The organism is Promicromonospora sp. NPDC060204 (assembly GCF_042728455.1).
GTDB lineage: Bacteria > Actinomycetota > Actinomycetes > Actinomycetales > Cellulomonadaceae > Promicromonospora.
On record NZ_JBHWZO010000182.1, the window covers coordinates 1 to 12543 of the forward strand.

General features: G+C 70.3%; 8 protein-coding genes. 1 reads left to right on the forward strand and 7 read right to left on the reverse strand.

Features of this window, described 5'->3' with window-relative positions; translation table 11 throughout:
• Window positions 1-35: 35 nt before the first annotated feature.
• Window positions 36-488 (reverse strand): cupin domain-containing protein, encoded by a 453-nt coding sequence (locus tag ACFWEJ_RS20390; RefSeq protein ID WP_377231019.1) that lies wholly within the window; start codon window positions 486-488, stop codon window positions 36-38.
• A gap of 169 nt (window positions 489-657) precedes the next feature.
• Between ACFWEJ_RS20390 and ACFWEJ_RS20395 the strand changes: the two genes are divergently transcribed.
• Window positions 658-5067, forward strand: coding sequence for a S8 family serine peptidase (locus tag ACFWEJ_RS20395; protein ID WP_377231020.1), 4410 nt, complete (start codon window positions 658-660; stop codon window positions 5065-5067).
• Between the two features lie 73 nt (window positions 5068-5140).
• On the opposite strand, the gene ACFWEJ_RS20400 is transcribed toward ACFWEJ_RS20395, so the two are convergent.
• The 6 genes from ACFWEJ_RS20400 to ACFWEJ_RS20425 all read right to left on the reverse strand — a co-directional run bounded on the left by ACFWEJ_RS20400 (window position 5141) and on the right by ACFWEJ_RS20425 (window position 12423).
• On the reverse strand, window positions 5141-5665 hold the full coding sequence (locus ACFWEJ_RS20400) for an NUDIX domain-containing protein (RefSeq protein WP_377231021.1): 525 nt from the start codon (window positions 5663-5665) through the stop codon (window positions 5141-5143).
• Window positions 5662-9210 carry a DNA polymerase III subunit alpha gene (gene dnaE, locus ACFWEJ_RS20405; protein ID WP_377231022.1) on the reverse strand — a complete coding sequence of 1183 codons (3549 nt, stop codon included), beginning with the start codon at window positions 9208-9210 and terminating at the stop codon, window positions 5662-5664. Before dnaE ends, ACFWEJ_RS20400 begins: the two co-directional genes overlap by 4 nt.
• A 61-nt stretch (window positions 9211-9271) precedes the next feature.
• Window positions 9272-10201 carry an RluA family pseudouridine synthase gene (locus tag ACFWEJ_RS20410; protein ID WP_377231023.1) on the reverse strand — a complete coding sequence of 310 codons (930 nt, stop codon included), beginning with the start codon at window positions 10199-10201 and terminating at the stop codon, window positions 9272-9274.
• Complete coding sequence (locus ACFWEJ_RS20415; protein WP_377231024.1) at window positions 10201-10890, reverse strand: signal peptidase II; 690 nt, start codon at window positions 10888-10890, stop codon at window positions 10201-10203. Before ACFWEJ_RS20415 ends, ACFWEJ_RS20410 begins: the two co-directional genes overlap by 1 nt.
• A gap of 249 nt (window positions 10891-11139) precedes the next feature.
• Window positions 11140-11646 (reverse strand): hypothetical protein, encoded by a 507-nt coding sequence (locus ACFWEJ_RS20420; protein ID WP_377231025.1) that lies wholly within the window; start codon window positions 11644-11646, stop codon window positions 11140-11142.
• A 309-nt stretch (window positions 11647-11955) separates the two neighbouring features.
• Entirely contained in the window at window positions 11956-12423 is a 468-nt protein-coding gene (locus ACFWEJ_RS20425; RefSeq protein WP_020016670.1) for a TraR/DksA C4-type zinc finger protein, read from the reverse strand.
• Window positions 12424-12543 lie beyond the last annotated feature (120 nt).

Below are 12543 nucleotides of genomic sequence, written 5' to 3' on the forward strand. Positions count from 1 at the left end.
CGGCGAGGCCGTGCGCGGGCGGTTCCACTAGCGGGTCAGGCCCCGGGGCGCGGCGCGCGCAGGTGCGCCCGCTCCGCGAGCTCCGACTCGGCCACCAGCTCCAGCATCGGCTTGCCCGGCGCGCACATCATGGTCACCACGAACTCCGTCCGAGCGTCGTCCAGGGCGTTGCCGTCCTGGTAGTGGATGACGTCGCCGCCCGGCTCCCAGAACGTCCCGCCGGCCTCGACGACCCGCTCGGGCTCGCCCTCCAGCTCGAACCGGACCGCGCCCTGGATCACGTACCCGAAGGCGGGCCCGGAGTGGCGGTGCGGCGGGGTGCCCGGGTCGCCCGGCTCCCACTGGACGTGGATCGTCATCGCCGAGGCGCCCTCGGGGACGGTGATCGGCGACGCGTCCTGCAGCATCGTCGCCGCCTTCATCCAGCTCGCCACCGGCCCGGCGTGCTCGCCGGCCTGGTGCAGGTGCTCCGCGTGGTTCTCAGTCATGGTGCTGCGCCTTTCGTCGGGTCGTCTCGACGTCTCGACCGCGCACCCTCCTGATCTGTGACTGGGTGAATCCTGTACAGAAGCATTGACATGGCACTGCGCGGTAAGCGAGGAATGTCGCACACCTGCACGTTGCTCGTTCCATCGCTGCCGTACCGAGGGAGCCTCCATGTCATACAGGTCCAGAACGCCCCTGCTCGCCGTGGCCGCGGTCACGGCTCTAGCGGCGGCGTTCACGCCCGCGGCAGCCGCCGTGCTGCCCGCGGCGCCGCCGTCCACCGACAAGGTCGGTCCCCGTGACCTCCTCGCCGAGGACCTGGTGCCGGCGGAGACCACCCCGCAGGCCGGGGTCGAGCGGGACACCGGCATCCAGAAGTTCGCCCTCGGGCGCGGCAAGGCGGAGCGCACCTACCTCATCCGCCTGGCCGAGGCCGCCGTGCCGACCTACACCGGTGGCGTCGAGGGGCTGGCCGCCACGGCACCCCGTGCGGGCCGGACGCTCGACCCGTCGACCACGCGGGTGCGCGAGTACACGGAGTTCCTGGAGGCGGAGCAGGACGACTTCGTCACCCGCATGGAGCGGAAGGTCGGCCACGACGTCGACGTGCCGTTCACGTACCAGTACGCCGCCAACGGCCTGTCCGCCGTCCTGACGCCGCAGGAGGCCGCGGAGGTCGCCAAGGACCCGGCCGTCGCGTACATCTCGCTCGACAAGGAGCACGAGCTGCACACGGACGCCGGTCCGGCGTGGAGCAACGCCGACGCGCTGTGGAACGCCGTCGAGGAGCTCGACCTCCCGGAGAACTACAAGGGCGAGGGTGTCGTGATCGGCACCATCGACACCGGCATCCACCCGTCCAGCCCCTCGTTCGCCGAGACCGGCGACGACGGCTACACCCACACCAACCCGCTCGGCGCGGGCAACTACCTGGGTGTCTGCGACCCGGCGAACACCGACCAGTACGACCCGGACTTCCCCTGCAACGGCAAGCTCATCGGCGCCTACGGGTTCCTGAGCGCCGCCGACCGCAGCGCGCTGGACGAGGACGGCCACGGTTCGCACACCGCCTCCACCTCGGGCGGCAACGTGGTCGACGACGTGACGCCGACGGCGCCGGAGGGCACGAACCCGCCGACGTTCGACGTCTCGGGCGTCGCGCCGCACGCGAACGTGATCAGCTACCGCGGCTGCTGCACCACCGCAGGCCTGACGGCCTCGATCGACCAGGCCATCGCCGACGGCGTCGACGTCATCAACTACTCGATCGGCTCCTCGTCGCCGTCGGACCTGTGGAACGACTTCGACGCGCTCGGCTTCCTCAACGCGCGCGCCGCGGGCATCTTCGTGGCCACGTCCAACGGCAACGACGGCCCCGGGTTCGCCACGACGGGCTCCCCCGCCGACGCACCGTGGATCACCTCGGTGGGCGCCTCGACGCACAACCGGCACATGCTCAACACCCTGGGCGACCTGACCAGCAGCGCGGGTGACCTGGCCGACCTCAGGGGCAAGTCCCTGACCGGCCCGCTGCCCGCGACCGGGATCGTCGACGCGGCCTCCGTGGGCGACCCGCAGTGCACCACGACCACGGGCCACGAGGCGGACTACGCCGACAAGATCGTGGTCTGCGCCCGTGGCGGCAACGGCCGCGTGGAGAAGTCCTCCAACGTCGCGGCGCAGGGCGCCACCGGCTTCGTGCTGACGAACGACCAGGTCAACGGCGGCTCGCTGCTCGGTGACGCGTTCGCCGTCCCGGGTGTCGCCATCAGCTACGCCGACGGCGAGACCCTGCGTGCCTGGCTGGCCGACGGCTCGGGCCACACCGGCACGATCGCCGGCACCACCTTCATCACGGACGACGCGCTGGGCGACACCATGTCCAGCTTCTCCTCGCGCGGCCCCAACCGGGCCGTCGACACGATCGTGCCGTCCATCACCGCCCCGGGCGTCGACATCCTCGCCGCGTACGGCGTGGCCGACGGCGCGTACGACCACGTCGAGTACGGCATCATCTCGGGCACCTCGATGTCGAGCCCGCACGTGGCCGGCGCGGGCGCCCTGCTCACGCAGGCCCGTCCGGAGTGGACCCCGGCCCAGCAGCAGTCGGCGCTCATGACCACGGCGCGCACCACCGTCAAGGACTTCGACGGCTCGCCCGCCACGCCGTACGAGCAGGGCAGCGGTCACATGGACATCGGGGCCGCCGTCCAGGCGGGCCTGCTGTTCGACGAGACCGGCGCGAACTACCTGGCCGCCGACCCGGAGCAGGGCGGCGACCCGAGCACGCTCAACCTGCCGTCCTTCGCCGACACCCAGTGCCTCGCGACCTGCTCCTGGGAGCGGACGGCGGTCGCGCCGCCGTCGGCCCCGGCCGGCGTCACGTGGACGGCGTCCGCTGTCTCCGACGAGGGGCTGTCGCTCTCCGTCGATCTGTCGGCGGACACCGTGTCCCCCGGCGACTCGCTCGGCATCTCGGTCACCGCGGACGTCGACGGCGCCCCCGACGGCGAGACGCTGTTCGGGCGCATCACGCTCACCCCGAGCAACGAGGACGTGCCGGCCGTGACCCTGCCGGTCGCCGTCGTCCCGTCCGGCGCGATCCTGCCGAGCGAGATCGACGTCACCACGCGCCGGGACACCGGCTCGCAGGCCGTGACCGGCCTGAAGTCCATCGCGGTCAGCGACTTCACCGGCTCGGTGAAGGGTCTCGTCGAGGCGGACCTGCACGAGGCATCCCTCAGCCAGGACCCGACCAACTCAGACGCGTTCGACGACCTGAGCCAGGTCGAGGTCACCACGCTCGAGGTGCCCGACGGCGCGGCGCGGCTCGTGGCCGAGATCACCGCCGCCGAGGCGCCGGACCTCGACATGTTCGTCGGCACCGGCGACACGCCGAGCCCGGCGACGCAGGTCTGCGCCTCCACGACGTCGTCCGCCGCCGAGGCGTGCGACATCCCCGACCCGGAGGCCGGGACCTGGTGGGTGCTGGTCCAGAACTGGACCGGCACCGGCGACCAGCCCGACGCGCACACGCTGGCGACCGCCGTCGTCCCGACCGAGGACCTCGACAACGCCGGGGTGGCCGGACCCGACGGTGAGGTGCCGGTGGGCGAGCCGTACGACGTGCGGCTGCGCTGGGACCTGCCCACGGCCGCCGCGGGCGACGTGTTCTTCGGCACCGCGGTGCTCGGCTCGTCGCCCGACAGCCCGGGCGACATCGGCGAGATCCCGGTCCGTATCTCCCGCGTGGCCGACGACGTGACCAAGACGGCGTCGGTGGAGGCCGCCGGGATCGGCGACACCATCGGGTACGACATCACCGTCCAGCCCAACGTGACGCCCGCGGACCTCACCTACACGGTCACCGACACGGTGCCGGACGGGCTGAGCATCGACGAGGCGTCGGTGACCGGTGACGGCGTCGTCGACGGGCAGACGATCACGTGGGAGGTCGACGTGCCCACGCAGGTGGGCGCGGTGGGCGCGTACGTGGCGTCGACACCGGCGTCCGAGCCACAGTGTGCGGCGTGGGCCGGGTTCCAGGACCTGGGCGCGGCGGGCATCCCGTTCGCCCCGCTCGACGGTGACACGGTTGCCATCAACGCGTTCGGGAACATCGGCCCGTTCGCGCACTACGACACCCAGTCGCCGAACCTGACGGTCTCGGAGGACGGCCTGATCACGATCGCGGGCGGCTACGACGGGGAGCCGTGGACCCCGCAGGAGCTGCCCGACGCGGCCGCCCCGAACGGTGTCATCGCACCGCTCTGGGCCGACCTGGAGCTGTCGCAGGCCAACGGCCGTGGCGTGCGGATCGCCAACACCCGCGACCTCGAGACCGCCCTGGTCCAGTGGGACGACCCGTTCGAGTTCGGTGGCGACCCCGCCGACCTCTCCAACTCGGTCGGCACGTTCCAGGCCCGGATCTACAAGTCCGTGTCGGAGGACCGCCCGGAGATCGTCTTCGCCTACCCCGACCTGGGTGCTCTCCCGGAGACCGCGACGATCGGCGTCGAGAACCTCGCGGGCACGCTCGGCACCGCCGTCGTGAACGCGGGCGACCCGTCGTCCGCCCTGACCGAGGGCGGGTCGATCTGCTTCGACTACGTGGCACCGGATCTCGACCCGGTCGCCCTGTCGTACGAGGTCACGGTGGCCCCTGACGCCGTCACGGGCACGTACACCAACGCCGCCGAGCACGTCACCGACAACCCGTTCGACGAGCCGGCCGTGACGTCGATCGACGTCGACGTGACGGGGGTGCCGGACATCCCCGCCTGGGACCGCAAGGCGATCTACACCGCTGGCGACGAGGTCCTCCACGACGGCTCCGTGTGGGTCGCCCAGTGGTGGACCAAGGGTCAGAAGCCGGGCGCCACGCCGTGGGGTCCGTGGGCCGAGGTCGGGGCGGACGTCGTCTGCGGCGACGAGACGTACCAGGCCTGGACGAACTCGTGGATCTACACCGGCGGCGAGACCGTCGAGCACGAGGGCAAGCTCTGGCGGGCCAAGTACTGGACCCGCAACCAGGAGCCGGGCATCCCGTGGGGCCCGTGGCAGAAGGTGGGCACCTGCTGACGTAGCCCACCCGTGATGTGTCAGACGCTCAGGCCACCCCGGTGACCTGAGCGTCTGACATGTGGGGCGAAGGTCAGAAGCCGAACGTCATCAGGCGCGGCATGTCCGTGCCGTGACGGCCCGCGTCGTGGACCGCGCGCAGCACCGCCAGCTCGTGCGGCACCACCGGGTCCGGCAGCCCCACGAACGGGAACCAGGCCAGGTCGGCGGCCTTGTCGGGCTCCTGGATCGACGGCGTCCCGGTCCAGCGGGTCACCTCGAACATGAAGTCGACACGCTGCTCGATCGCGGGGCCGCCCGGCACGCCGCGGTGCAGCACGGTCAGCGGCCGGACGTCCTCGGGCGCGACCTCGACGCCGAGCTCCTCGCGGGCCTCGCGTACGGCGGTGGCGATCACCGACTCGCCCTCCTCGACGTGGCCGGCAGCCGCGCAGGCCCAGTAGCCGTCGCGGTAGCCGGTGCCCTGCCGGAGCTGGAGCAGCACCTGCCCCTCTCGCCGGAAGTAGAGGTAGGCGGCGGGCACGACCGTGAACCGCTCGTGGTCGCGCTCGTCGTAGCGGTCGGTCTCGGCCGGCGCCGCGCCGGGGGCCTCGGTCACGACAGGCAGCCCTGGCCGAGCAGGGCCTTGAGGTCGCCGAACAGTGCTGGCGACTTCTCCACCCGCAGGCTGTCGGCGGCGCGCACCACGGTCCGCTTGCCGGGCTCGGCCACGGCGATGTGCACCTCCGCGGACCCGGGGTGCGTGGCGAGCACCTCGCGCAGCCGGACCACGACCGACTCGATCGCGCGCGTGTGCGGCATGGTCACGGACAACGGCGAGTCGGAGCTCGCCGTGATGTCCGGCAGGGCCACCTCCATGGCCTGCAGCTGCATGGACTCGTCACGGCGTCGCACCCTGCCGCGCAGCACGACCACCTGGTCCTCGGCCAGCATCGTCGAGTAGGCAAGATAGGTCTCGCCGAAGAACATGACCTCGACGGCACCCTCCAGGTCCTCGACGGTCACGGCCGCCCACGGGTTGCCGTTCTTGCTCATCTTGCGCTGCACGGAGGTGAGCAGACCCGCCACGGTCACCACCGAGCCGTCCGGCCGGCTCTCGTCGGCGAGCAGCGAGGCGACCGAGGTGTCTGCCGCCCGCTGGAGCACGTGCTCCAGCCCGGACAGCGGGTGGTCGCTCACGTACAGGCCGAGCATCTCGCGCTCGAACTGCAGCTTCTGCTTCTTCTCCCAGTCCGGCAGGTCCGGCACGTCGACGGAGAAGCCCATGCCCTCGTCGTCGCCGCCACCGCCGAAGTCGGCGAAGAGGTCGAACTGACCCTCGGCCTCCTTGCGCTTCACGCCGATCACGGAGTCGACGGCCTGCTCGTGGATCACGAGCAGCGAGCGCCGGGTGTGGCCGAGGGAGTCGAACGCGCCTGCCTTGATGAGGGACTCGATGGTGCGCTTGTTGCAGACGGGCGCCGGGACCTTGTCGAGGAAGTCCTGGAACGAGGTGTAGGTGCCCTTCTCCTCGCGGGCCTCGACGATCGCGTCCACGACGTTGCGGCCCACGTTCCGCACGCCGGTGAGGCCGAAGCGGATGTCGCCGCCGACGGCCGTGAACTTGGCCGCGGACTCGTTGACGTCCGGCGGGAGCACCGTGATGCCCATGCGACGGCACTCGTTGAGGTAGAGCGCCATCTTGTCCTTGTTGTCACCCACCGACTGCAGCAGGCCGGCCATGTACTCGGCGGGGTAGTTCGCCTTGAGGTACGCGGTCCAGTAGGCGACGAGGCCGTAGCCGGCGGAGTGCGCCTTGTTGAAGGCGTAGCCAGCGAACGGGACCAGGGTGTCCCAGACCGCCTTGATCGCGTCGGGCTTGTATCCCTTGTCCTTGGCGCCCTTCTCGAAGTTGACATACTCCTTGGCCAGCACCTCGGGCTTCTTCTTGCCCATGGCGCGGCGCAGCAGGTCGGCCTGGCCGAGCGAGTAGCCGGCCATGATCTGGGCGGCGCGCTGGACCTGCTCCTGGTAGACGATCAGGCCGTACGTCTCGTCCAGGATCTCCGCGAACGGTTTTGAAACGGCCGGGTGGATCGCCTCGATCTGCTGCTGCCCGTTCTTGCGCAGCGCGTAGTTGATGTGCGAGTTCATGCCCATCGGCCCGGGGCGGTACAGGGCGATGACGGCGGAGACGTCCTCGAAGTTGTCGGGCCGCATCTGCCGCAGCAGGGACCGCATGGCCCCGCCGTCGAGCTGGAAGACGCCCAGCGTGTTGCCGCTGGCGAGCAGCTCGTAGGTGGCCTTGTCGTCGAGCGCCACCTTCTCGATGTCGATCGGGTCCTTGCCGTTCATCACGATGTTCTCGAGCGCGTCGTCGAGGATCGTGAGGTTGCGCAGACCCAGGAAGTCCATCTTGATCAGGCCGAGGCCCTCGGACGTCGGGTAGTCGAACTGCGTGATGACCGCGCCGTCCTGCGGGCGCTTCATGATCGGGATGATGTCGATCAGCGGCTCGCTGGACATGATGACGCCGGCCGCGTGCACGCCCCACTGGCGCTTCAGGCCCTCGATACCGAGTGCGAGCTCGACCACGCGCTGAGCCTCGGGGTCGGCCTCGTGCACCTGGCGGAACTCCGCCGCCTCCGAATACCGCTTGTCCTTCGGGTCGAAGATGCCGCTCAGGGAGATGTCCTTGCCCATGACGGCGGGCGGCATGGCCTTGGTGAGCTTCTCCCCCATGGCGTACGGCATGCCGAGCAGCCGCGCGGAGTCCTTCAGGGCCTGCTTGGCCTTGATGGTGCCGTAGGTGACGATCTGGGCCACGCGGTCATCGCCGTACTTCTCCGTGACGTACCGGATGGCCTCACCGCGCCGACGCTCGTCGAAGTCGACGTCGACGTCGGGCATGGAGACGCGCTCCGGGTTGAGGAAGCGCTCGAAGATCAGGCCGTGCTCCAGCGGGTCCAGCTCCGTGATGCCCATCAGGTAGGACACCATCGACCCGGCGGCCGACCCGCGGCCCGGCCCCACGCGGATGCCCTGGTCCTTGGACCAGTTGATGAAGTCGGCGACCACGAGGAAGTACCCCGGGAAGCCCATCTGGATGATGACCTCGACCTCGTAGTCGGCCTGCTTGCGCACCGCGTCCGAGTAGCCGTTCGGGTAGCGCCGCAACAGGCCCGCCTCGACCTCCTTGATGAACCAGGAGATCTCGTCCTCGCCGTCCGGCACGGGGAAGCGCGGCATGTAGTTGGCCGAGGTGTCGAACGAGACCTCGCACTGCTCGGCGATGAGCAGCGTGTTGTCACACGCCTCGGGCAGCTCCTTGAAGACCTTGCGCATCTCGGCCGCGGACTTCACGTAGTAGCCCGAGCCGTCGAACTTGAAGCGGTTCGGGTCGTCCAGCGTGGAGCCGGAGTTGATCGCCAGCAGCGCCTCCTGGCTGGTCGAGTCCTCCTCGCGCACGTAGTGCAGGTCGTTCGTGGCCACGAGCTTGGCGCCGATGACCTTGGACAGCTCGAGGAGCTCCTTGGTCACCCGGGTCTCGATGTCGAGCCCGTGGTCCATCAGCTCGACGTAGTAGTTCTCCTTGCCGAAGATCTCCTGCAGCTCGCCGGCCTGCCGGACCGCCTCGTCCCACTGGCCCAGCCGCAGCCGCGTCTGGATCTCGCCCGACGGGCAGCCGGTCGTCGCGATGAGCCCGTCCGAATAGCGCTCCAGCAGGTCCCGGTCCATGCGGGGCCACTTGCCCATCTGGCCCTCCAGGGAGGCCAGGGAGGACGCCCGGAACAGGTTGTGCATGCCGGTGTTGTTCTTGCTCAGCAGCGTCATGTGCGTGTACGCACCGCGCGCCGAGACGTCGTCCGACTCCTGGCCTGCCTCGCCGTAGCGCACGCGCGTCTGGTCGAACCGGCTGGTGCCCGGCGTGATGTACGCCTCGACGCCGATGATCGGCTTGATGCCCGCCTTCTGCGCCTGCGCCCAGAACTCGTGCGCGCCGAACAGGTACCCGTGGTCCGTCGTCGCGATGGCGTGCTGCCCCTGCCGCGCGACCTCCTCCATGAGGTCGCCGATTCTCGCCGCGCCGTCCAGCATCGAGAACTCGGTGTGCACGTGGAGGTGGACGAAGTCGTCGCTCTTCGAAGCGGTGGCGGTGGGCATGTCCAGATCTTAGGCACGGGACACTGACACTCCGACGCCAAACGCCGAGCGGAACCTCACATCACGTGTACGCGCCCCGCACCACGTCGAGCGCGGCCTCCAGGTCGGCCGGGTACGGCGACTCCACCTCGACCCAGCGACCGGTCACGGGGTGCTCGAAACCCAGCCGGTGCGCGTGCAGCCACTGCCGGGTCAGCCCCACCCTGGAGGCCAGCACCGGGTCGGCGCCGTAGGTCAGGTCGCCCACGAGCGGGTGGCGCAGCGCCGCGAAGTGCACCCGGATCTGGTGGGTGCGCCCGGTCTCCAGGTGCACCTCCAGCAGCGAGGCCGCGGACAGCATCTCCAGCGTCTCGTAGTGCGTCACCGACGGCTTGCCGTCCGCCGTCACGGCGAACTTCCAGTCCGAGCTGGGGTGCCGGCCGATCGGCGCGTCGATCGTGCCCGACGTCGGGTCGGGGTGGCCCTGGGCGAGCGCGTGGTAGACCTTGTCGACCGTGCGCTCCTTGAAGGCACGCTTGAGGCCCGTGTACGCGACCTCCGACTTCGCCACGACCATGAGCCCCGAGGTGCCGACGTCGAGCCGGTGCACGATCCCCTGCCGCTCCGCCGCGCCCGACGTGGAGACGCGGTACCCCGCGGCGATCAGGGCCCCGACCACGGTGGGTCCGGTCCAGCCCGGCGACGGGTGCGCCGCCACGCCGACGGGCTTGTCGATCACGACCAGGTCGTCGTCGTCGTACACGATGCCCATTCCGGGCACGGGCTCCGCCACGACCTCGACGGCGGGCCGCTCCTCCGGCATGTCCACCTCGAGCCAGCCGCCCGCGACCACGCGGTCCGACTTGCCGACCTGGCGGCCGTCGAGCGAGACGGCGCCCGCCTCGGCGAGCTCCGCGGCGCGCGTCCGCGAGAAGCCGAGCATGCGGGCCAGCGCCGCGTCGACGCGGTCGCCGGCGAGCCCGTCGGGGACGGGCAGGGTACGCAGCGCCATCAGGCGGGGTCGCCCTGCTCGCCCGCCGGCTTCGGGGCGGGCGTGCCGGACGGCTCGCCCGCCACCTTGTTCGCCGAGTCCACCGAGGCGTCCTCAGCCTCGTCCGCCGGTGCCTCGGCGTCCTCGTCACCCGTGTGCCGCTTGCCGTCCAGGCCGATCCCCCGCAGGGAGAGCAGCGCGATCAGCACGGCCGCGGCGACGACGGCGATGTCGGCCACGTTGCCCACGAAGAAGCCGGCGTAGTCGATGAAGTCCACGACGTGCCCGCGCGCGAACCCGGGCTCGCGCGCCAGGCGGTCGATGAGGTTGCCGACGGCGCCACCGAGCAGCAGGCCGAGCGCGACGGCCCAGCCCCGCGACCCGAGGCGACCGATCGCCCGGACGATGAAGATCACGACGACCGTCACGACGATGGTCAGGATCCAGGTGTAGCCCGAGGCGATCGACAGCGCGGCGCCCGGGTTGTAGATGAGGCGCAGACCGAGCAGGTCACCCACGAGCGGGATCGGCTCGGCGTTCGGCGTCAGCGCGGACTCGGCCCACCACTTCGTGAGCTGGTCGGCGGCCAGGACGAGGGCCGCGAGCACGCCGGTCCAGGCAACGAGCACACGGCTGCCGGACGGCGAGGGCGTGGCTGCGGGACTCGTCTCGTCGCCGGCCACGGCGGAGGGTTCAGCGGGAGTAGACATCAGGCAAAGTCTCCCATGCCGCGAGCCCTGCCCGACCCCGCGTCCGGCGCCGCGCCGGAGAACCGCGGAAGGACGCGGAAACACCACGCGCCGCGCGCCTCGGAAAACGGAGCCTATGGACAAAGATCAGCAAATGCACAAGGACGGCGCACAAACAGCGAGGCCCTTTCCCAGATTCCCGGGAAAGGGCCTCGCCTGATGCGACATCACCGTGTCACCGCACGGTGACAGTCAATTGACGTCAGAACGTCAGCAAGCGGCGTAGCCGGTCACGTTGCCGGTCTGGAACAGGTTCAGCGGACCGTCCCAGTGCCACGGCGCGACGCACACGTTGTTCAGGATGTTGACCGAGTCCTCGCCACCGATGACGGCGTCGCCCTCGTCGCAGGCCTGGTAGTCGGTCAGGTTGGCGGTGCTGCCCACGTTGCCCGGGCCTTCCCAGTACCAGGGAGCGACGCACACGTTGTTCAGCGCGTTGAAGCTGCCGTCGCCACCGATCTCGACGACGTCACCAGCCGTGGCGACCTCCTCGGGGACCATCACGCCGTCGATCCCCTCGGGGAGCTCCGCGTTCTGGGTCGCGCCGAGCACGTCCAGCGCACCGTCAGCACCGACGACGCCGACGGCACCGTCGATCCCGCCGAGCACCTCGCTGGTCTCGGCCGAGCTGATCACGTGCGCCTCGGGCGAGTCGCCCTGGGTCAGTGCGCTGGCGCCCGTCGCCGCGGCGACGACCAGACCGGCCGACATGGCCACGGCCGCACCCGCACGACACGTTGCACGGAATCCTCGGATCATTGTGTTTTCCCCCTCGAATAGCGTCCGTCGAAATAGCGGTGAACCACACGTGTGTGATTCACCTGGACGAGCATCCGGGGTGAAATTCACCCTGTCAATCGGAACGTGACGTGCCGCACGGGGCGCCTGGAGAACGAAAAACGACATTCCAGGATCGAACTCCATGGCAATGCATCAGGTATGCACGTAACTCAGACATCACAGCGTTGATATCGAGTGCAGGACCCGGTGCGAGGTCCGGCGTGACGCCCTCGTCACGCCGGCCGCTCAGGCGCCGCGGCGCTCCTCGCGCGCCTTCGCCTCGACCGAGAGAGTGGCCCTCGGGAACGCCTGCAGCCGCGCCTTGCCGATCGGCAGGTCCGTGAGCTCGCACGTGGCGTAGGTGCCCTTCCGGATCCTGCCCAGGGCGTGGTTCGTCTGGTCCAGGAGGTCGCGCATGTTGTTGACGAGCGTCAGCTCCTGCTCGCGCTCCAGGGCGCTCGAGCCGTAGTCGGCCTGGTCGTCGCCGGCCCCGTCGCCCGAGTTGCGCAGCAGGTCCGACAGCTCACGGTCGGCGACATGGAGCTCGCGCTCCAGCCGCTCCTTGTCCTCGAGGAGCAGCGCGGCCAGCTCCTCGGCCTCACGGACGGTCCAGGGTTCTTCACCGTCGCGGACGGGAAACTTCTTCACGTCTCGTGTCAGGTTCGGGAACTCCTGCTTGATCGCCGCTCGCGTCGCAGTCGAGATCTTGGTCATGGGTTCCCCTTCGCGGTCGCCCCCGGTGGTCAAGTGCACGAAGCGTAAGCACAAGCGGCCAGACGGCTCCTCCTCCAGCTCCGTGAGGTACGCGGCGGTGTGCAGGGCGGTGTCCGGCAG

Coding starts and splice junctions, on each gene's coding strand:
- ACFWEJ_RS20415 (WP_377231024.1), bottom strand. CDS start 10,890: ATGTCTACTCCCGCTGAACCCTCCGCCGTGGCCGGCGACGAGACGAGT.
- ACFWEJ_RS20395 (WP_377231020.1), top strand. CDS start 658: ATGTCATACAGGTCCAGAACGCCCCTGCTCGCCGTGGCCGCGGTCACG.
- ACFWEJ_RS20425 (WP_020016670.1), bottom strand. CDS start 12,423: ATGACCAAGATCTCGACTGCGACGCGAGCGGCGATCAAGCAGGAGTTC.
- dnaE (WP_377231022.1), bottom strand. CDS start 9,210: ATGCCCACCGCCACCGCTTCGAAGAGCGACGACTTCGTCCACCTCCAC.
- ACFWEJ_RS20410 (WP_377231023.1), bottom strand. CDS start 10,201: ATGGCGCTGCGTACCCTGCCCGTCCCCGACGGGCTCGCCGGCGACCGC.
- ACFWEJ_RS20390 (WP_377231019.1), bottom strand. CDS start 488: ATGACTGAGAACCACGCGGAGCACCTGCACCAGGCCGGCGAGCACGCC.